19 protein-coding genes are annotated in these 22,202 nt (G+C 32.3%); 15 read left to right on the top strand and 4 right to left on the bottom strand.

Features of this window, described 5'->3' with window-relative positions; translation table 11 throughout:
• Nucleotides 1-114 precede the first annotated feature (114 nt).
• The 15 genes from LX95_RS08565 to LX95_RS08635 all read left to right on the top strand — a co-directional run bounded on the left by LX95_RS08565 (nt 115) and on the right by LX95_RS08635 (nt 18,324).
• Nucleotides 115-618 (top strand): DUF6913 domain-containing protein, encoded by a 504-nt coding sequence (locus LX95_RS08565; protein WP_111541025.1) that lies wholly within the window; start codon nt 115-117, stop codon nt 616-618.
• Entirely contained in the window at nt 618-1,493 is an 876-nt protein-coding gene (gene dapA, locus LX95_RS08570) for a 4-hydroxy-tetrahydrodipicolinate synthase (protein WP_111541026.1), read from the top strand. The genes LX95_RS08565 and dapA overlap by 1 nt, the downstream gene beginning before the upstream one ends.
• An 87-nt stretch (nt 1,494-1,580) precedes the next feature.
• The gene (locus LX95_RS08575; protein WP_111541027.1) at nt 1,581-2,396 is read left to right on the top strand and encodes an outer membrane protein assembly factor BamD; all 816 of its coding nucleotides are present in this window, start codon (nt 1,581-1,583) and stop codon (nt 2,394-2,396) included.
• An 11-nt stretch (nt 2,397-2,407) separates the two neighbouring features.
• A complete protein-coding gene (locus tag LX95_RS08580) occupies nt 2,408-2,734 on the top strand; it encodes a DNA-directed RNA polymerase subunit omega (RefSeq protein ID WP_111541028.1) in 327 nt (108 codons plus the stop codon).
• A gap of 3 nt (nt 2,735-2,737) precedes the next feature.
• The gene (coaBC, locus tag LX95_RS08585; RefSeq protein WP_111541029.1) at nt 2,738-3,937 is read left to right on the top strand and encodes a bifunctional phosphopantothenoylcysteine decarboxylase/phosphopantothenate--cysteine ligase CoaBC; all 1,200 of its coding nucleotides are present in this window, start codon (nt 2,738-2,740) and stop codon (nt 3,935-3,937) included.
• On the top strand, nt 3,934-4,821 hold the full coding sequence (porD, locus tag LX95_RS08590; RefSeq protein WP_111541030.1) for a type IX secretion system protein PorD: 888 nt from the start codon (nt 3,934-3,936) through the stop codon (nt 4,819-4,821). Before coaBC ends, porD begins: the two co-directional genes overlap by 4 nt.
• Nucleotides 4,822-4,889: 68 nt before the next feature.
• Entirely contained in the window at nt 4,890-6,542 is a 1,653-nt protein-coding gene (gene recN / locus LX95_RS08595; RefSeq protein WP_111541031.1) for a DNA repair protein RecN, read from the top strand.
• A gap of 43 nt (nt 6,543-6,585) precedes the next feature.
• Nucleotides 6,586-7,404, top strand: a complete 819-nt coding sequence (locus LX95_RS08600) for an enoyl-ACP reductase FabI (protein ID WP_111541032.1) — start codon at nt 6,586-6,588, stop codon at nt 7,402-7,404.
• 145 nt (nt 7,405-7,549) lie between these two features.
• Nucleotides 7,550-11,449, top strand: a complete 3,900-nt coding sequence (locus tag LX95_RS08605; protein ID WP_111541033.1) for a fibronectin type III domain-containing protein — start codon at nt 7,550-7,552, stop codon at nt 11,447-11,449.
• A 115-nt stretch (nt 11,450-11,564) separates the two neighbouring features.
• Nucleotides 11,565-13,343 carry a T9SS type A sorting domain-containing protein gene (locus tag LX95_RS08610; RefSeq protein ID WP_111541034.1) on the top strand — a complete coding sequence of 593 codons (1,779 nt, stop codon included), beginning with the start codon at nt 11,565-11,567 and terminating at the stop codon, nt 13,341-13,343.
• A gap of 60 nt (nt 13,344-13,403) precedes the next feature.
• The gene (locus LX95_RS08615; RefSeq protein WP_245924754.1) at nt 13,404-14,420 is read left to right on the top strand and encodes a glycosyltransferase; all 1,017 of its coding nucleotides are present in this window, start codon (nt 13,404-13,406) and stop codon (nt 14,418-14,420) included.
• Nucleotides 14,417-15,379, top strand: coding sequence for a YbbR-like domain-containing protein (locus LX95_RS08620; protein WP_146240769.1), 963 nt, complete (start codon nt 14,417-14,419; stop codon nt 15,377-15,379). Before LX95_RS08615 ends, LX95_RS08620 begins: the two co-directional genes overlap by 4 nt.
• Nucleotides 15,376-15,966, top strand: coding sequence for a dephospho-CoA kinase (gene coaE / locus LX95_RS08625; protein ID WP_111541036.1), 591 nt, complete (start codon nt 15,376-15,378; stop codon nt 15,964-15,966). The genes LX95_RS08620 and coaE overlap by 4 nt, the downstream gene beginning before the upstream one ends.
• Before the next feature lie 68 nt (nt 15,967-16,034).
• Complete coding sequence (locus LX95_RS08630) at nt 16,035-17,597, top strand: sensor histidine kinase (protein ID WP_111541037.1); 1,563 nt, start codon at nt 16,035-16,037, stop codon at nt 17,595-17,597.
• Nucleotides 17,598-17,601: 4 nt separating this feature from the next.
• Complete coding sequence (locus tag LX95_RS08635) at nt 17,602-18,324, top strand: response regulator transcription factor (protein WP_111541038.1); 723 nt, start codon at nt 17,602-17,604, stop codon at nt 18,322-18,324.
• Nucleotides 18,325-18,377: 53 nt separating this feature from the next.
• On the opposite strand, the gene miaA is transcribed toward LX95_RS08635, so the two are convergent.
• The 4 genes from miaA to LX95_RS08655 are packed head-to-tail and all read right to left on the bottom strand — an operon-like array spanning nt 18,378 to nt 22,201.
• Entirely contained in the window at nt 18,378-19,292 is a 915-nt protein-coding gene (miaA, locus tag LX95_RS08640) for a tRNA (adenosine(37)-N6)-dimethylallyltransferase MiaA (RefSeq protein WP_111541039.1), read from the bottom strand.
• Nucleotides 19,279-20,112, bottom strand: a complete 834-nt coding sequence (locus LX95_RS08645; protein WP_111541040.1) for an ion transporter — start codon at nt 20,110-20,112, stop codon at nt 19,279-19,281. Before LX95_RS08645 ends, miaA begins: the two co-directional genes overlap by 14 nt.
• A gap of 50 nt (nt 20,113-20,162) precedes the next feature.
• Nucleotides 20,163-21,524: an exonuclease domain-containing protein gene (locus tag LX95_RS08650; RefSeq protein ID WP_111541041.1), complete on the bottom strand. Its 1,362-nt coding sequence runs from the start codon at nt 21,522-21,524 to the stop codon at nt 20,163-20,165.
• Nucleotides 21,525-21,538: 14 nt separating this feature from the next.
• Nucleotides 21,539-22,201 (bottom strand): YggS family pyridoxal phosphate-dependent enzyme, encoded by a 663-nt coding sequence (locus LX95_RS08655; RefSeq protein WP_111541165.1) that lies wholly within the window; start codon nt 22,199-22,201, stop codon nt 21,539-21,541.
• Nucleotide 22,202: the final 1 nt, after the last annotated feature.

A 22,202-nucleotide genomic window follows, 5' to 3' on the forward strand; every position in this document is an offset into this window, starting at 1 on the left:
AAGCGGTAGAAATACCGCTTTTTTTGACCATAAATTTGAGCAAACAAAGAATAAATTTACCTTTGCAAACAGTTATTGCACAAGGTGAGAATATGGAGCTCTGTGCGTCTTTGTATGATAAAAGGAATAAAAAAGTTTAATGTAAAAAAAAATATAGAGAAGCATTTTTCTTTACGGAAAAATGAACCTTTAATAAACCTTAATCGTATAGGTTTAATAGTAGATGCCAATTTTAATGAGCAGCGTCTTATAAAAGTATTATCCACTACTTTTTCTTTAAATTCTAACCAATTGAGCACTATAGTTTTTAAAGAAAATAAGGGCAAAGAAATTGAGGGTGCTTTTTTTACAGAAAAAGATATTGATTGGCGAGGAGTTTTTAAAAAAGAGAGTGAAGTAAAATCGTTTTTAGCACAAGATTTTGATTTACTAATTAATTATTTCTCTAGAGATAATTTAGCATTACTTTTGGTTGCAGCTTCCGCGGAAGCAAAATTAAAAGCAGGTTTTTCTCATCAAGAAAAAAGATTGAATGATATGGAGATTTTGGTGCAAGAAGAGGAACCAGGTTTATTTGTCAAAGAATTAAAAAAGTATACAGATATAATTATTAAATAATGGAAAAGTTTGTAGGAACAGGAGTTGCATTAATCACCCCTTTTAAAGAAGATAAGTCGGTAGATGTTGAGGCTTTAAAAAAGGTGGTGAAGTTTCAAATAGAGAATAGTGTAGATTATATTGTTGTTTTAGGGACAACAGCAGAAAGTGCGACACTAACCAATGAAGAAAAAACCTTAGTAAAACAAACGATAATTGAAGCTAATAATGGTGAATTGCCATTGGTTTTAGGAGTAGGAGGAAACAATACTACTGCGTTAGTTGAGCAGCTTAAAAACGAAAACTTAGAAGGTTTTGATGCTATACTTTCGGTTTCTCCATTTTATAATAAACCCACTCAAGAAGGAATTTATCAGCATTTTAAACACGTAGCAGAAAACTCTCCTTTGCCTATAATTTTATACAATGTCCCAGGAAGAACGGCGAGTAATATGTTGCCTTACACCGTGGCAAGATTAGCCAGTGATTTTGATAATATTATTGCGATTAAAGAGGCGGCAGGAGATATTGTACAGGCGATGGAAATGATACAGCAAACACCAAAAGATTTCTTAGTGATTTCTGGAGATGATATGATTACGCTTCCTATGATTTTAGCAGGAGGAGCGGGAGTAATTTCGGTGATAGCCGAAGGGTTTCCAGAAGATTTTTCTAATATGGTCGCATTAGGGTTAGATAGAAAAGTAGATGAAGCTTATGAAATTCATTATAAAATAGCACCTGCAATAGATATGATTTTTGAAGAAGGTAACCCAGCAGGAATCAAATCGGTTTTCAAAAAATTAGGCTTAACTACCGATGAGGTAAGACTTCCGTTAGTGAAAGCTTCAGAAAGTTTACAGTTAAGATTAGCTGAATTTATAGATAATAATTAATAATTAGCGCAAAACAATATTTCTGATAAATTAGAGTTTTTTTAATACGTTAGAAAGCAGTACTTTTGCAAGATGTTTTATAGACTTATGAGAAAATTAATGTTCCTTTTACTTTTGGTATCTAGTTTCTACTCTTGTAGTGAATACCAAAAAGCCTTAAAAAACGATGATGTTAAAACCAAATATGATATGGCTGTAAAGTTGTATGATGAAGGGGTTGAACAGGGTAAAAAAGGAAAAATTAAAAAATCTCTTAGGTTAACAGAGCAAATTTTACCACAATATAGAGGAAAGCCGCAAGGAGAAAAAATTTCTTATATGCACGCTAACTCTTATTATTTGTTAGAGGCTTATTTTGATTCGGGGTACCAATTTGAGCGTTTCACTAAATCTTATCCTAAAAGCGAAAAGATAGATGAAGCTTATTTTAAAAGTGCGAAGAGTTATTACTATGTTTCTCCTAGGTTTAGTTTAGATCAAACTGAAACATATAAAGCAATTGATAAGTTTCAAGATTACATCACGCGTTTCCCTGACGGAGAAAATTTAGGAAATGCAAATGAGTTATCATCAGAGTTAAGAGAAAAGTTAGAGAAAAAATCATACGAGATATCTAAACAATATCATCATACTGAAGATTATAAAGCAGCAATGGCCTCTTTTGATAATTTTATAGAAGCTAATCCAGGTTCTATATTTAGAGAAAAAGCTTATTTCTATAAAATGGAATCTGCTTATTTATTAGCGATCAACAGTTACAAGTACCTTATTAAGGAACGTTTGTTGACGGCTAAAGAATACCACGAAAATTATAAAAAATATTTTCCTCAAGGAGAGCTTTCTGAAGAAGCGAATATAATTCTTGAAGATATTAATAACAGATTAGAAAACTATAACAGTTAATACTTTAACAAATGGATATAAAAAATGTAAATGCACCCGTAAGTACAACTACTATCGATAAAAATTTAGTAGATGCGCCTACAGATAATATCTATGAGGCAATTGCTATCATGTCTAAAAGAGCAACTCAAATTAATACTGAAATTAAAAAAGAGCTTTTAGAGAAGTTAGACGAATTTGCTACTTACAACGATAGTTTAGATGAAATTTTTGAAAACAAAGAGCAAATCGAAGTTTCAAAATTTTATGAAAAATTACCAAAACCACATTCATTAGCTGTACAAGAGTGGTTAGATGATAAAGTTTATTACAGAGATACCAAGAGCGATAACGCATAATCTATGATATCCTTAAACGATAAAAAAGTACTCATAGGGGTAACTGCAGGAATTGCAGCCTATAAAATAGCTTTTTTAGTCCGTTTATTTATAAAAGAAGGAGCAGAGGTTAAAGTGGTTATGACTCCAAAAGCTAAGGAGTTTGTAACCCCTTTAACCTTATCTACGCTCTCAAAAAATGACGTTATAATTTCCTTTACAGATAAAGAATCTGAGGTTTGGAATAATCACGTAGATTTGGGTTTATGGGCAGACTTTATGCTCATAGCTCCTGCCACAGCCAATACACTTTCAAAAATGGCTCATGGGCAAAGCAATAACTTTTTATTAGCGACTTACCTTTCAGCTAAATGTCCGGTTTATGTTGCTCCTGCAATGGATTTGGATATGTATAGACATCCATCCACCAAAAAATCTTTAGAAAAATTGAATATCTTTGGTAATGTAGTAATTCCTGTAGGGAATGGTGAACTAGCTAGTGGCTTGAGTGGAGAAGGAAGAATGGCAGAACCAGAAGAAATCATTAGTTTTATAAAAAGAGATATTGCAAAACAACTTCCGTTAAACGGAAAAAAAATATTGATTACCGCCGGTCCTACATACGAAGCTATAGATCCTGTACGTTTTATAGGCAATCATTCTAGCGGAAAAATGGGGTATGCCATAGCTGAAGAAGCAGCAAAGCTAGGAGCAGAGGTAATTTTAGTTAGCGGGCCTAGCTCACTCCAGTTGAAGAATGATGGTATAAATAGGGTAGATGTGGTTTCTGCTAAAGAAATGTATGATGCAGTACATTTATATTATAAAGAAGTAGATGTGGCTATTGCTGCAGCAGCAGTTTCTGACTATAGGCCAATAACTAAGGCTACTCAAAAAATAAAAAAATCTGATCCTAAACTTACATTAGAATTAGAGAAAACTCAAGATATTCTATTGTCTATGGGGGAGAAAAAACAACATCAGTTTTTAATAGGTTTTGCATTAGAAACAGAAAATGAGGTAGAAAACGCTAAAAAGAAATTACAAAAAAAGAATTTAGACTTTATTGTATTAAATTCGTTACAAGATAAAGGTGCGGGGTTTCAACAGGAAACTAATAAGGTTAGAATTATAGACAAAGATAAAGTCCAATCTTACGAGTTAAAGTCAAAAGAGAAAGTGGCTAAAGATATTCTCAAAGAATTAGTAGATAGATTAGTATGAAAAATATTTTAATATATTCTTTATTGATGTTGTTTTCTTGTGTGTTAAGTGCGCAAGAACTTAATTGCTCGGTTACTGTAAATGCAGAGCAAACTGGGAAAACGCAATTATCTATATTTAAAACTTTAGAAACTTCGGTGAAAGAGTTTATGAACCAGAGTTGGACAGATCTAGATTTGGATGACGATGAGAGAATACAATGCAGTATTTTTATTACCATAAAAGAATATAATTCAGATAACTTTACCGCTACAGTTCAAGTTCAATCTTCGAGACCTGTATATGGAAGTTTGTATTCTACTCCTGTCTTAAATTTTAAAGACAACGATTTCAATTTTAATTATACAGAGTATCAGCCATTGCGATATAGTGAAAATACCTTCAATTCTAATCTAATTTCTAATTTAAGCTTCTATGCTTTTACTATTTTAGGTTTAGACGCAGATACTTATGCGTTACAAGGAGGAGAAGATTATCATCAAGAAGCTAAGCAAATTGTGAATATTTCTGCACAAACAGCAGGTGGTGGTTGGACAGCAAATGATGGAAATCAATCTAAATACAAGCTTAACGCGGATATTATATCGAGTAACTTCACTAAATATAGAGAAGCATTATATGTATATCACCGTCTAGGATTAGATGTGATGCATAGTGATGTAGAGGCAGGGAAGAATAGTATTGTAGATGCTATTCAGTTATTAAGAGACGTTAACAATAACCGACCAAATTCTGCCCCTATGCGAGCTTTCTTTGATGCTAAATCATCAGAAATTGAAAGTGTATTTACTGGTGGGCCTTCGGTAGAAGTAAATAAGGTTGTTGAAAATTTGCGAAGAATATCTCCGCTTTATAATAAAAACTGGAATAAGATTAAATTCTAAAATTCTGTTTTGTTTTTGATGTATCTCATCAATTTCTCTTGTATATTTACCCTAAAATTAAAGAGGATTTGTTAACTAATTTATCGATTAAAAACTTTGCTTTAATTGAAGATGTTTCTCTACAGCTTCAAGATGATTTTACTATAATCACAGGGGAAACCGGTGCTGGAAAATCAATACTATTAGGTGCTTTGTCTCTACTTATTGGGAAACGTGCAGACATTACTTCTGTAAGAAACCCTGATAAAAAATGTGTGGTTGAAGGGCATTTTAAAATATCTGTTTATCAATTAGAGAACTTCTTTGTAGATAATGATTTGGACTATGAGCCAGAAACTATTATTAGAAGAGAGATCTTACCTTCTGGTAAATCTAGAGCTTTCATAAATGACACTCCCGTTACCTTGCAAAAATTAGTATTGTTGGGAAATCAACTCATAGATATTCACAGTCAGCATGAAACTCTGTCTTTAGGAGAGGTGAATTATCAATTTAAAATTATAGACGATTTAGCAAACCACAAGACGACATTAGTTAGTTATAAGCAAAAATTAAATTCTTATAAAACACTTTTAAAGCAATTAGAAGAATTGAAAGCTTCCCAAAAAGAGGCCAAAGCAGCTTACGATTATAACCTTTTTCTGGTTTCAGAACTTCAAGAAGCTAATCTTAAAGAAGGAATTCAAGAAGAATTAGAAGAAAAGTTTACAGAACTTAATAATGTAGAAGAGTTAAAGGAAAACCTTTCGGCTTCTTCTTTTCATTTAGAACAAGAAGAAATTGGAGTTTTAGCTGTATTAAGAGATGTGAAAAATAAACTTTCACGTTTAGAAAATTTCAGCGAAAGCTATAAAGAAATTTTTCAGCGAGTAGAGAGCAGTTTATTGGAGTTGGAAGATGTTACGGAAGAGATTGTTAGATTAGAAGGTAAGATTGAAGATGATCCAGAAGAGTTAACTTTGGTTAATCAAAAACTTCAGCAAATTTATAATCTTCAGCGTAAGCACGACGTAGAAACAGTTGAAGAGTTACTTGCCTTACAAAATGATTTGGAGAAGAAAGTAGCAAGCTCTGAAAATGCAGATGAAGAGTTAAATGTATTGGAACAAAAAATTGAAGCTTCCAAGCAAGAAGCTTTAGCTTTAGCTCAACAGCTTTATAAAACTAGAAAAAAGGAAATTCCTACTTTTATAAGCAAGATGCAAGCTATTTTGGCAGAAATAGGAATGCCAGATGCAAAGCTAAAAATTGAAATCTCACTTCAAGAAGAATTTAACGCTCACGGAATAGATAAAATGAACTGGCTATTAGCAGCCAATAAAGGAGGAAGTTTTAAAGATATTAAAAAAGCAGCTTCAGGCGGAGAGCTTTCTAGAATTACTTTGGCAGTAAAAAGTATATTAGCATTTTATGGTAAATTACCAACCATAATATTTGATGAAATAGACACGGGAGTTTCGGGAGATGTAGCTCAAAAAATGGGTAATATTATGCTAAAAATGAGTCAGGAGATGCAAGTCATCGCTATAACGCATTTGCCACAAATTGCAGCAAAAGGAAAACAGCATTTAAAAGTTTATAAAGAAACTAAAAAGAAAATAACCACAACTAATATTGAGCAGTTAAGCGAAGAAAATAGAATTTTAGAGCTTGCAGAGATGCTTGGCGGAAAAGAAAAGTCTAATTCGGCAATTGCTCACGCAAAACAATTATTGAACTAATCTAGTTTTTATATATTTACCACCACTAAGAAAAAACAAAATCATGTCATATAACTTATTAAAAGGAAAAAGAGGAATCATATTCGGAGCATTAGATGAAAATTCAATCGCTTGGAAAACCGCTGAAAAAATAAACGAGCAAGGAGGAACTTTTGTATTGACAAATGCGCCAATTGCTATGAGAATGGGAAAAATTAAAGATCTTGCAGAAAAGACGGGATCAGAAATTATTCCTGCTGATGCTACAAAAGTAGAAGACTTAGAAAACTTAGTAGAAAAGGCAACAGAAATTTTAGGAGGTAAATTAGATTTTGTACTTCACTCTATAGGGATGTCTGTAAACGTGCGTAAAGGAAATCATTATACAGATATGAATTATGATTTTACCACTAAAGGTTGGGATGTTTCGGCAGTCTCATTTCATAAAACCATGCAGGTTCTTTATAAAAAAGACGCTATGAATGAGTGGGGAAGTATAGTAGCTTTAACTTATATGGCTGCACAACGTGTCTTCCCAGATTATAATGATATGGCAGACAATAAAGCATATTTAGAATCTATTGCGAGAAGCTTTGGTTACTTCTTCGGTAAAGACAAAAAGGTAAGGGTAAATACAATTTCTCAATCTCCAACACCAACTACTGCGGGACAAGGAGTGAAAGGTTTTGATGGTTTTATCGCTTACGCGGAAAAAATGTCTCCTTTAGGAAATGCCACTGCAGATGAGTGTGCCGATTACACGTTAACACTATTCTCAGATCTTACTAAAAAGGTTACGCTTCAAAATTTATTCCACGACGGAGGATTTTCGAATATGGGTGTAAGTCAGCAAGTAATGGAGGCATTTGTAGAGAAAGAATAAGAAAATATAAAATATTTTAAAAAAAAACCGCTTTTAAGCGGTTTTTTTTGCTTTTAACCTAATATCTATTTAATTTATTAACAAGTGAACACTTATTTAACATTAGTTTTGTATTTTAGAGAGTTGTTTAACTAAAATTATATTTATGAAAAAAATTACACTATTTGTATGTTTACTTTTGGCCTCTTACATGGGATGGTCGCAAGTTTATGTAGAAGAAGATTTTTCTGGTGGCGACTTGCCCACAGGATGGACGAACAATGATATAGAAGGATCCGGTCAAGACTGGGAGTTTGATAACCCTGGTGCACAAACTATTAATTTACCAATGTCTGCACCTGTTGCGATATTAGATAGTGATAATTATGGGACAGGAGGAGTACAAGAAGCTGCGTTGGAAACCCCCGTTTTTGATGCAAGCACAGCTTCTGCTGTAGAATTAAAATTTGACCATTTCTTTAATGAAGCATCTTTTACTGATGGCCTAGGTTATGTAGAGGTTTTTGATGGAAGTTCATGGGTTCAGGTAGCTAATTACTCAGATGATACTGCTAATCCTGCTTCAGAAAGTATTGATATCTCAGATCATGTGGTAGGAATAGCTAATGCTCAAGTTAGATTTAGGTATACGGGAAGCTTTGCTTATTGGTGGATAATTGACAATATTTATGTTGGGGCACCTCCTACTTGTCCAGCACCTTCAGAAGTAATTACAGAAAACGTTACTTCAAGTTCAGTTGATGTTTCATGGACATTAGGAGGTGAAGAAACTGAATGGGAAGTTATTTATGGATCACCTGGTTTTGATCCAGAAACAGAAGGAACTACAATTGTTGATAATGATGGAACATTAGGTGTAAATATTCTTAATTTAGACTCACAAACAGAGTATAATTTTTACGTTAAAGCTATTTGTGCAGTAGACGATGAAAGCGATTGGGTAGGACCTTTAGAATTTACTACATTGGCAGAAGCTCCTATTAATGATGAGTGCGATAATGCAATAGCATTAGCGGTAAATGGAGATTTAGCTTGTGGTGAGGTTACGGCTGGTACAACAGCAGGCGCTACAGCATCGTCTCAAGAAGATGATGTAACAGGTACTCCAGATAATGATGTGTGGTTTAGTTTTGTAGCTACAAGTGAAGCACATCGTATATCTCTTACAAATGTTACTGCTGTTATTGGCACTTTTACCGATATGGGAATGGGGCTATACAATGGAATGACAGGTTGTGAAGATCTTGTATTTGTAGATGATTCAGACCCAAACACTTTAAATGCTTCTGGTTTAACGATAGGAGATACTTATTATGTACGCGTATATGGTTGGAGTTTAACAAATACAGCTCAAACTAATTTTGATATTTGTGTAGGAACTACACCACCACCACCACCAGCTCCTATCAATGATGAGTGTGATAATGCAATTGTATTAACGGTTAATGAAGACTTTTCGTGTGGTGTGGTAACTTCAGGAACAACTGCAAGTGCTACAGCATCGTCTCAAGAAGATGATGTGGTTGGAACCCCAGATAATGACGTATGGTTTAGTTTTGTAGCTGCAAGTGAAGCACACCGTATCTCTCTTGCAAATGTTACTGCTGTTATTGGTACTTCTATCGATATGGTAATAGGATTATACAATGGTACGGCAGGTTGTGAAGATTTAGTATTTGTAGATGACTCAGATCCTAATACTTTAAATGTATCAGGTTTAACCGTGGGAGATACCTACTATGTCCGTGTATTTGGATATTACGCTTCTTCTTCTTCAAGTTTTGCTCAAGCCAATTTTGATATTTGCGTAGGAACGCCACCACCACCACCATCTAATGATGCTTGTACAGGCGCTATTGCAATTAGTTCTTTTCCATATAATAATTCACAGGATGCATCATCAGCAACCAACAACGATGGTTTTATTAGCGAAGGAGATTGTGGTAGTTCTAATGATGGGGTTTGGTATACTATCTTAGGAGATGGAGGAAATTTAACTATAGAAGTAACAGAAACTTCATCTTGGGATTCAAAAGTTTCGGTTTTCACAGGAAGTTGTGGTGAATTTACTTGTGTAGATGATGTAGACACTGGAAATGATGTAGAGGTTTTAACTTTCGCATCTGAAGAGGGAACTATCTATTATGTTAATATAGCATATTGGAGTGGTTTTTCAGATTCTCCTGAAGGAGCTTTTGATATTTCAGTAACTACAGATGTTGTAGTAGACGAAACAGTAGATTGTGGTCAAACTCAAATTAGCAATGCTTTTGAAAATGGTCTTTTTATGGAAGAAGGAGGGCAAATGTTAGCTAATGATTTTATTGTTTCTGCTAATACAATTAATTTTACGGCAAATAACATTACTGCAAATATTTTATCACAAGGAGGTATTGCATCTATGGATGTCATCTTTTTTGAAGATAATGAAGGTCTTCCAGGAGCAGAGATTCAAACTTTTGAAGATGTAATACCAGCGTCTCAAGATATTATAGGAGAGGCTTTTGGTTTTGATGTTCACGAGGTTGTGTTAGATTTGCCAAATGCAGTAGATTTTGCTGGTGACGGCGCTAATGATATTACTTATTGGGTACAATTAGTTGGTGTGCCAACAGTTGCAGATACTCAATTAGCTTGGGAAAGTACCTCGGTAAATACTATTGGTAATTTTAATGCATTTATGAATGAAGAGGCAACAGTTTGGACAATAGGAGAAGACGATGGTGTTTTTAGTATAACTGGACAATGTGAGGTTGCAGACGGTTGCTTGTTACCAGAGAATTTTATGGCGACTAATGTTACAGAAAGTAGTTTAGATCTTACTTGGGTAGAATTAGGTGATGCCGAGCAGTGGACTATAGAATATGGAGAAATAGGATTTGAGTTAGGTGAAGGTGAGGTAATTATTGATAACGATGGTAATCCAGGAATAACCATATCTGGCTTAATGAATTTAACTAGTTATGATTTTTATATAACTTCTAATTGCGATGGTGATGATAGTAATACGGTTGGACCACTAACTGTGGCAACTATAGATACTTATTGCCAGCCAGAAATTTCCTTTTCAGTTGAACCAATCACTGCAGTTACAATTGCTAATATCAATAATGTAAGTGATGCTGTATTAGATGCAAGCCCAGCTTATGAAGATTTTACAGATGTGGTAATAGAATTAAATCAAGAAGGTATTTACACCATTACTTTAGAAGGTAATACAGGTGGTAATTTTGAAAACTTCTTTACTGTATTTGTTGACTGGAATCAAAACGAAATTTTAGATGATGCCTCTGAGGTTTATGAAATAGGTTTTATTGAAAACTCTACTGGTTTAGATGGTCAACAAGCTTCTGCTATTATTGAAGTGCCGGCAGACGCTATATTGGGTGAAACTCGATTAAGAGTTTATAAAAACTATAGTACATCTGTAATTGATCCTTGCGCAATTAGTAGTTTTGGCCAAGTTGAAGATTATACTGTGAATGTTTCTGAAGCCAATGTTGAAGCTTGTGAAGCTCCTTCAGATATTGTGATTAGTGAAATATCTTCTACTTCTGCAGGTATAATTTGGACAGAGAATGGTTCTGCTACGCAGTGGGAGATCATTTATGGTGCTCCAGGATTTGATCCAGAAATGGAAGGTACTAGTTTAATTGATAATGATGGAGATTTAGGAGAAACTATTAACGGTTTAACTGCTGAAACAGAATATGATGTTTACGTAAGAGCTATTTGTGCTACAGGAAATACAAGTGACTGGTCAGCTTTACAAACATTTATTACTTCAGACTTATCTATTAAAGGAGAAAACTTTAGAAACTTCTCTTACTACCCGAATCCAGTAAAAAATCTTTTAACATTAGAAGTAACGGGAGAGCAATTAGAAAAGGTATCTGTATATAATTTATTAGGTCAAGAAGTAATTTCAGTACAACCTAATTCATTGAAAACTAATTTAAATTTAGAAAAATTAGCAGCAGGACCTTATATGGTAATGATAACTATTGGTGGAGAATCAAAAACAATAAAAGTTATCAAAGAATAAATTTAATATATAATTAAATTAAAATTAAAACCCAAAGCTTATGCTTTGGGTTTTTTTTGTTAAGTTTGTCCCATCCCCCAAAATCTTAATACAAGTTATTTAATATAAAAGGGTTATGAGAAAAATTACTTTTTCTATTTTACTTATTTTGGCAACAACTTTATTTGTGAATGCTCAGATAAATGTTAGTCAAAATTTTAACTCGTCTACTGCTTATACAGATGGATGGAGTGATGATGGTGCCTTTGCAATAACACCAACAGGTGCTTGTGATGGTAACAGTGTTAGAGATAATTTATGGGTTGATAGTATTGAGGGAGAGCTATATTCACCCCAGGTAGATAATTTATCTAGTGGGACAACGATGGATATTAGTTTTGATTACAAGGTTGTTAATTTTGTATCTTCAGGTATTCCCATTACTGCTACTCAACCAGGTTGGGGTAGTATAGATGTAGAATATACTTTAGATCAAGGAACGACTTGGGTAAATTTAGTAACCATTGATGATAGTAATCATGTGACAAGCGCCAGTTGTGAGACAATTAGTTTGACGATTCCTGCAGCAGATATTCCATCAGGATCAGATTTCCAGTTGAGATTTATCTCACGTTGGCTATCAGGAGATTTCTATGTTTATTTAGATAATATTTCTGCTAAACAAACAGTTACATCAACTCCTAATTGCGATGTAGTTATGACTTCTCCCGCAAATGGAGAAATTAATGCCGCTACAACAGGTTTAATAACTTGGAATCCTGCGACAGGAGGAGTAGTAGCTTATAAATTTAGCATGGGAACAGCCTCTGGAGCAACAGATATGGTTAATCAGGCTTTAGTTGAAGGAGGAGATACTTTTTATAATGTTGGAGCACTTACACAGGGAATGACGTATTATGTCTCTATAATTCCTTACAATAGTTTGGGAGATTCATCGTGTACTGAGTTTCAATTTACCACCTTCGATGTTCCTGCTAATGATGCTTGTGTAGATGCTTTTGATGCCTCTCCATTGCCATACACCAATTCTCAGAATGCTTTTGGTGCTACTAATAATGATGGTTTTATCGCTAATTGCGGATCAGGAATGAATGATGGAGTATGGTATACCGTTATCGGAAATGGTGAAGAAATTACCATCACCGTAACTGAAACTTCTATGTGGGATTCTGAGTTGGGAGTTTATACAGGAAGCTGTGGTAATTTTACTTGTTTAGACTTTTCTGATTCTTCTAATGATACTGAAGAAGTTACTTTTACATCCGTCATTGGAGAAACCTATTATATAAACGTAGGAGATTTTAGTGGGTTTATGGATAATGATGAAGGTGCTTTTGATATTAGTATCACTTCATCTCCATTATGTTCTTTGCCTTCAAATATCCAAATTGATAATATTACAGATACAACAGCTCAAGTCTCTTGGACAGAGAATGGAACTGCTACTGAATGGCAAGTTGTTTATGGACCCGTAAATTTTGATCCTACAATTGAAGGAACATCAGTATTTGATAATGACGGAGTATTAGGAATAGGAATTAGTGGTTTGGAAGCAGAAAGCACTTATGATGTATATGTGTTTGCAGTATGTGGTGATGGTTTAAGTACATTATTAGGACCAACATCTTTTACCACCGAAGAGTTATCAGTTGAATCTCAAAATTTTGCTGGTTTTAGTTTTTATCCAAATCCTACGAATTCTATAATTAATTTGAAATCGAATTATCAAATTGAGAAGTTAACACTTTACGATATATTAGGAAAAAAAGTTAAACAATCAACCCCTAATAGTCTAAATACCGTGATTAATCTAGCTCAATTAAATTCAGGAGTTTATTTGCTTCAAGTAGAGATTAATGGTGATTCTAAAACCTATAAAGTGATAAAGAAATAATTTAGATATACTACATTAAATAAAAAGTCCCAAGATAATTTCTCTTGGGATTTTTTGTTTATGTATTTTAGCCGGATGAATGTAAATTACTCATTTATTATCCCTGTTTATAATAGGCCAGAAGAAGTAGAGGAGCTATTAAAGTCTTTTGCTGATTTTACAACTAAAATTCCTTTTGAAGTAGTTTTAGTAGAAGATGGTTCAACAATATCTTCAAAGCCCATTGTAGAAAAATTCGTTGATCGTTTAGATATATCTTATTTTGAAAAGGAGAATTCAGGCCCTGGAGATTCTAGAAATTATGGAATGAGAAAGGCAAAAGGTGATTTTTTTATCATTTTAGATAGCGATGTAATATTACCAAAGGACTATTTAAATCAAGTTGATGATTATTTAAATCATAATAATGTAGATTGTTTTGGAGGGCCAGATGCAGCTCATCAAACATTTTCTTCAATTCAAAAGGCAATTAATTTTGGGATGACTTCATTTTTAACTACTGGTGGCATACGCGGTAAAAACAAATCAGTTAAAGAATATGAGCCAAGAAGCTTCAATATGGGGATTTCTAAAAAAGCTTTTTTAGCTACTAAAGGATTTGGGAAAATCCATCCAGGTGAAGATCCCGATTTAGCAATAAGAATTAAAAACAAAGGTTTTAAAACTGGTTTCATTGAAAAGGCATTTGTTTACCATAAGCGAAGAATTGATTGGAATAAATTTTTTATTCAAGTTAATAAATTTGGTAAAGTAAGGCCAATATTAACATCTTGGCATCCAGAAACATCGAGTATAGCCTTTTGGTTTCCTATTTGTTTTATTTTTTCAATCTTTTTTGCAACAGTTTTCGTATTGCTGAGTTTATATCTCCCTATTTTATTGATATTCATCTATTTGTTTTTAATATTTTTCTTTTCAAGTATTGAGAATAAAAGTATATACATAGGTTTTTTATCTGTAATGGCAGTTTTAATACAGTTTTATGGTTATGGTATTGGCTTTTTAAAATCTACCTACTATATTAGATTACTAAAGAGAAATCCAAAAAAGGTTTTTCCTGAATTATTTTTTGAATGATGTTTAAAGAGCAAGTACAACGTTTAAATAAAACTACCTTTAAAAAGACCAATTTTAAAGCATTCTTTTTTTTCTTTATTTTTGCTTTATTGATTTGGTTACTTATTCAGTTTTCTAAAACCTATACCAAAGAAATCTCGGTTCCTATTCAGTTTACAGAAATTCCTAAAGATAAAATTGTAAATAAGACCAAGGGAACTATCAAAATGAGAGTGACAGAAAACGGTTTTGGTCTAGCTTGGTTATCCATAAGAAATCCTAAGATAATTAGTTCTTTAAAAGATCTGTCTGTCACGAAAAATAATATCACCTTTCTAACAGAAACTCATGAGTCAGAAATTTTATCAAAACTTCGAATAAATTTTGAAAAGGTTCATTTTATTACCAAAAAAATAAATATTCCATTTATTCAAAAGGAAACAAAAAAAATTCCTGTTGTTCCAATTATTGATGTGAGTTATGCTCCAGGATATAACTCAGATGAAAAATTAGTAATTCAACCTGATTCAATTAAAATAAGTGGTGCCAAAAAGATTTTAGATTCTATTCAATTTATTTCTACTCAAAAGATAACTTTAAAGGAAGTAAGTTCCAATAAAAATGGCAAGGTGAAAATTGATACAGCCCAGTACTCTAATGTAACTTATTACCAAAATGAAATAAATTATCAATTAAAGACCAAAAAGTTTACAGAAGGAAGATTAAATATTCCTATTGAAATTTTGAATGCTCCAAAAGATGCTTCAGTAAGTATATTTCCAAAAGAGGTTATAGTTATATATACAGTTAGTCTTGATAGCTTTGAAGAAGTTTCAAAAAATGATTTTTTAGTAATTTGTGATTTTAATGATTTAAGTGAAAATCAAAACTTTCTAATTCCTAAGATTAAAAAGAAACCTAGTAATGTTACTGCCACACGATTAAACATTAATAAAGTTCAATTTGTTTTAAAAAGATGAAAATAATAGGACTTACGGGAGGAATAGGTAGTGGTAAAACCACAGTAGCAAATTTCTTTAAAGAATTAGGAGTACCAGTCTATATTGCCGATGTTGAAGCAAAGAAAATTATGAATACTTCTGCAAGTATTAAAAAGTCTTTGATTTCTTTATTCGGAAAAAAATCCTACTTAAATAATGAATTGAATAGAAAATTCATTGCATCCAAAGTATTTAAGGATAAAAATTTGCTTCAAAAGCTAAACGACATTGTTCATCCAGAGGTAGAAAAACATTTTAAATTTTGGAAAGCTAATCAAGATCAACCTTATGTTATCTATGAAGCTGCTATAATTTTTGAAAATAATGCTCAAAGCAAATTTGACTATACAATTTTAGTTACTGCTCCTCAAGATATTAAAGTGAAACGAGTTTTGAATAGAGATAACGCTACAGAGCAAGAAGTTAAGAGTAGAATGGAAAATCAATGGGATGATTCTAAAAAAGAAAAACTAGCAAATTTCATAATTGAAAATATAGATTTAGAAGATACAAAGTCACAAATTTATCAACTTCACACTAAGCTCTTAGGCCTTGCTACGGCTTAAAAAAATCATATGTTAACATTTGGTTAAACCAGTTTATCTCTAAATGTTAAAATCTTACTTTTGGGGACATGAAAAAGAAAGTATTCTTATTTCTTGTTCTTTTAATGAGCCTATCATTAATAGGAATAATATTTGTTCAAGGCTACTGGATTAAGAATACGGTAGAAACTAATGAAGAGCAATTTTCATTTAACGCAAAGCAAATTCTTATTAATGTAGTTGAAGATATTGAAAGTCAAGAAATTGATAAATATTATGTGCAATATGCTATCCTAGCAGACTCAGCTAAACCTAGTAGTGCAAGGCTTAGTGAGCTTTTTCAAATTAAACAGGATCAGCTTACCAACGAAACATTTTTTTACTCTAATAGTGTTTTACAAGAAGACTATAAACTCTCATCTTCATTTTTAAGTGAAGAGAAAGATAGTATAGATTTTAAAAAGTTAGTTAACCGAAAGGTAACAAGAATTGTTAGAAATGATGAGATTGATGGTTCAGAACAACTTTCAGCACAAGAAAAATTTGAAAGAATTTCTAGGTTAGAAGATAACGAGAAATTTCTCTTATTAGAAGCTATAAAAGAAAAAGCTGCAGAACTTCCTATTTATAAAAGAGTTGATACCACTCTCATAAAGAACTTAGTTTCGTCTGAATTAAAGACTAGAGATATTGAGTCTAATTTTGAAATAGGAATATACAGTGATGCTTTAGCTACAAAAATCAAGACTGAAGATTTTGTGCTTAATTCTCCTGCTACTTATGGCATTCCTATTTTTAAATCAGAGAATACCAATTATAGACTTTTTATCAACTTTACAGGGAAGAAAAAAGAAGTGTTGTCTTCTATTGCTTTTATGGCAACATTAAGTATAGTTTTTACACTTATTATTATTATCGCATACTTTAGTGCATTATCGCAATTAATTAAACAGAGACAAATCTCCCAAATTAAAACCGATTTTATTAATAATATGACTCACGAATTTAAAACGCCTATTGCTACAATTAACTTGGCTTTAGATTCGGTTAAAAATCCAAAAATTTCTTCAGATCCAGAAAAAGTACAACGTTACATGAGGATGATAAGAGAGGAAAATAGGAGAATGCATGCGCAAGTAGAGAATGTTCTTCGCATATCAAAGCTAGAAAAGAACGAACTTAATATAAAGAAAGAGCGACTTAAACTACATGAATTGGTTGAAGATGCTATTACTCATATAGAATTAATAGTAGATGATAGAGAAGGTTACGTACAAACACATTTTGGTGCCTTAAAATGTTCTATTCTAGCGAACGAATCTCATTTTACCAATGTTATCGTCAATATATTAGATAATGCTGTAAAATATTCTGATGGGAAACCCAAGATCGATATCTATACAGAAAATGTAAAAAACTATGTTATCCTAAAAATTAGAGATCAAGGGAAAGGAATGAGTAAAGTTGTTCAGAAAAAAGTTTTTGAAAAGTTTTTTAGGGAACATACAGGTGACGTACATGATGTAAAGGGTCATGGTTTAGGTTTAGCCTACGTAAAACAAATACTTACAGATCATCACGGGGAAGTGAGTGTTCAAAGTGAAAAAGGAAAAGGAAGCACATTTATAATTAAATTACCATTAATATCTTAAATATATGGAAACTGAAAGCAAGAAAATTTTATTAGTAGAGGACGATCCAAACTTTGGTATTGTTCTTAAAGATTATTTAGCGATGAATGACTATGATGTTACTCACGCTAAAAATGGGATGGAAGGATTTGAAAAGTTTAAAAAAGACGATTTTGATCTTTGTATCTTAGATGTAATGATGCCTTATAAAGACGGATTTACACTAGCGAAAGAAATTAGAGAAAAAAACGAAGAAGTGCCTATTATTTTCTTAACCGCTAAAGCGATGAAAGAAGATGTATTAAAAGGTTATAAAGTAGGAGCAGATGATTACTTAAATAAGCCTTTTGATAGTGAAGTACTTCTTATGAAGATAAAAGCTATTATGCAGCGTAAAGCTACAGATAGTATTGCAGATAGTAAGCAATTTGAATTTCAAATAGGTGGTTTTCATTTAAATTCTAAGTTGAGATTTTTAACTTTCAAAGAAGAAGAACCATCTAAATTATCTCCAAAAGAAAATGAACTTTTAAGGTTGTTAGCTTTGCATGAAAATGATTTAATGCCTAGAGAATTAGCATTAACTAAGATTTGGAGAGATGACAATTACTTTACATCTAGAAGTATGGATGTATATATCGCAAAATTGCGTAAGTACTTAAAGAAAGATGAGAATGTAGAAATCTTAAATATTCACGGGGAAGGGTTTAGACTTGTGATCAGGAATAAAGAAGAGGAAAGCAAATAAATTTGCAATTTAAAGCTCTTCAGTTTCAAAAATTTACTAGTAGCATTTAGCTACTAGTAAATTTTTTGTGTTATAGACTCAATTATTTTTTCTGGAAGGCTATCATAAGAAAACCAAATTGTGTTTTCATCTTTTTTAAACCAAGTAAGTTGTCTTTTAGAAAATCTTCTCGTATTCTTTTTAATTTCACTTATTGCAAATTCTAGACTCCACTCTCCATCAAAGTAATTAAATAATTCTTTATAACCTACTGTATTTAACGCGTTTAAATTCCGTAAAGGATATAATTTTTTTGCCTCTTCTATAAGTCCGGCCTCGATCATGAGATCAACTCTTTTTTCTATACGTTCATAAATTAATGGGCGAGGAGCGTCTAAGCCTATTTTAATGATATTAAAGTCTCGTTTTTTATCCGAATGGTTTAAAAAACTAGAATAAGGCTGTCCAGTTCCTAAACAAATTTCTAAGGCTCTAATGACTCTTTGCGGATTAGAAATAGCTACATTTTTATAGTGAAGAGGATCTAAATTTTTTAGCTGAAGCTGAAGTGGTTCAATCCCTTCTTTATTTAATCTCTCGTTTAAACCTTCTCGAATTGCAGCACCTACTTTAGGAAAGTGGTCTAAACCTTTATTTACGGCATCAATATATAACCCGCTTCCGCCAACTAAAAATAGAATTTTATGTTTTTTAAAAAGATCTTTTAATTTATTAATAGATTGCTTTTCAAAATCTCCTACAGAATAATTATCGTGTATAGAAATGTGTTGGATAAAATGATGAGGAGCTGCAGCTAATTCTTCCAAGGAAGGCACCGCTGTACCAATATTCATTTCTTGGTAAAACTGTCTAGAATCTGCTGAAAGTATTTCAGAAGAAAAATGCTTTGCTAATGCAATACTTTTTGCAGTTTTCCCAATGGCAGTTGGTCCTACAATACTTACTAAATAGGGCTTATTTTTCAACATTTAAAGAATATCCGCAGTTATGACAATAGTGGGCATCGTCTAAGTGTTTACTTTCGTTACAATTATAACAAGATTGAGTGTTTACTCTTGGTACTTTTTTAAAGTTTTTTGAGTATTCGGCACTTACAATTCCTGTAGGAACAGCGATAATACCATAACCTAAAATCATAATAAGTGATGCAATAAATTGACCTAGCGGAGTTATAGGGTGGATGTCACCAAACCCAACAGTGGTCAATGTCACAATACACCAATATATACTAATAGGTATACTCGTAAAACCACTAGCTTCCCCTTCAATTATATACATAGCTGTGCCCGCTATTAATGATAAAATAACTACAGCAAAGAGAAAGACAAAAATTTTAGCTCTACTTTCTTTTAAAGCACTAGCTAATTTATTTCCTTCTCCTATATATCTGCTTATTTTTAAAATTCTAAAAACTCTTAATAATCTTAGAGCTCTAACAGTAACTAAAGCTCCACTTCCTACAAAAATGAGAGAAAGGTAAAGAGGTATGGTAGATAGAAAATCTATAATTCCGTAAAAACTAAAAATATAATTAGAAGGCTTTTTAATGGAAACGATTCTAAGAATATATTCAATGGTAAAAAGTATAGTTACTACCCATTCTCCGTAAAATAGAAAGTCATAAATCCAAGGGTTTAAACCTTTTATACTTTCAATCATAACAAAAATGACACTCAAGAAAATAAAAACAAGTAAAACGACATCAAATAATTTTCCTGAAGGCGTATCTGCCTCATAAATTACTTCATGCAACTTCTCTTGCCAGGTAAAGTTTTCTTTTTTATTCAATGAATAGAATTTTAAATTATAATAAGATTATAGGTAATGTAAAGTAAAACTTAATACTCAACAACTTTTATATTTTTATTTCTTCTCATATAGCTTTGTATAATATGTTGTGCATCTCTATTATTTTGCATAGGAGAAATAATATTTTTCAAAATATCTATATGATTAATCTGATGATTAAGATTTGCATATCCAAAACCTTGAAATTTCCCTTCTTCAATAAGCAAAATACTTTTCTCTCCAGTTTCTCTCCCTCGATCAATAAGTACCATATTTTTATTGAGATAACTAAAACGTTGTAAAACCTCTTCAACTTTTTCGTTATAAGAAACAGTAGATTCTTCTGAAACGCAAGCTCCTTCACAAGATTTTATAGAATAGTTAAAACAACTCGTATCAGTTTTATAAATTCCTGTAAATTTTTGACACAGTCCATAATTCTCTGTCAGCATTTCCATAAAATTTTTAGCCTGTTTTAAAGTGGTAAAAGTAGTTATAGGATTTTCTACCAGAGAAGATTTCATGATTTTTAGCTCTAAATAACCTTCTTCATTTGTAAAAGAGGTAACGGCATAATTAAAAATATCTTTCTTTAAAGCTCGATTGTATTTGGGCTTATTCTTTTTGATTTCGTCATTTTCTTTTAATAATGCTAGAAGTTCATTACCAGTAAGCTCATAAGAAACTGCAGCAATATCGTGGCGCATTTTCTTAGCTTTATGACTCTCGTTTGTAAAATGCTGATTTAATCTTTTTCGAATGTTTCTGCTTTTTCCAATATAAATAATCTCACCTTCTTCATTATGCATATAATAGACTCCGGTGCTAGAAGGAACATCATCTAAAATCCTTATCAATTTCGTATCTAATTGATTCTTGGGTATTTTCCTAACCGATTTTTTTATAATTTCCTTTTCAGAGTCTTTATTCAGTAATAATTGAAACAACTTAACAGTTGCCAGAGCATCTCCGCTCGCTCGATGTCTATCTGTAATAGGGATTCCTAAGCTTTTTGTAAGTTTTCCTAAGCTATAAGAAGGTTGATCTAATATAAGCTTTTTAGAAAGCTCTACGGTGCAAATAGTCTGTCTCTCATAGGTGTAACCTAATCGTCTATATTCTAACTTTAAAATTCTATAATCGAACTTCGCATTGTGGGCAACGAGTACACAATCTGTAGTGATTTCAATAATTCTTTTTGCCACTTCATAAAACTTAGGTGCATTACGAAGCATGTCATTATTAATACCTGTAAGACCAACCACAAAGGGCTGTATAGGGCGTTCTGGATTTACAAGGCTTATAAACTGATCTACAATTTCGTGTCCATCAAATTTATAGATAGCAATTTCTGTAGTTCCTTCTTCATTATATTTACCTCCCGTGGTTTCTATGTCAACAATTGCGTACAACTATAAATTTTGTTTTAATTATAATTCCGTTTTCCAAATATAGAACTTCCTATTCTCACCATATTACTACCATTATCAATGGCAAGTTGATAATCACCACTCATTCCCATAGATAAAGTTGTTAATTGAGGAAAATCTTTAGAAAACTCATCCATTTTCTCTTTTAGATAAGCAAATTCACTAGTTATCTTCTGTTTATCTTCCGTTAAGGTTGCCATTCCCATTAAGCCAACAATTTTCACATTTTCCATTTGCTGGTAGGCATCAGAATTTAAAATTTTTAAAGCTTCGTCTGCTTCCATCCCATATTTACTATCTTCTTCAGCTATTTTTATTTGAAGCAAACATTCAATTACGCGATTTTCTTCTTTTGCTCTTTTTTCAATTTCTTTAAGCAACTTCATTTTATGAACCGCATGTATAAGACTTACATAAGGGGCCATATATTTTACTTTGTTGGTCTGTACATGACCAATCATGTGCCATTCAATATCTTTAGGAAGAGCTTCATGCTTATCTGTCATTTCTTGTATTTTGTTTTCTCCAAAAATACGCTGACCTGCATGGTACGCTTCTAAAATATCTTCATTCGGTTTGGTTTTAGAAACTGCTATTAAGCAAACATCTTTAGGCAAACTTTCTCTATATTCTTTTATTGTATCACTTATGTTACTCATA

Origin of the sequence: Mesonia algae, assembly GCF_003253545.1 — a bacterium.
Classification (GTDB): domain Bacteria; phylum Bacteroidota; class Bacteroidia; order Flavobacteriales; family Flavobacteriaceae; genus Mesonia; species Mesonia algae.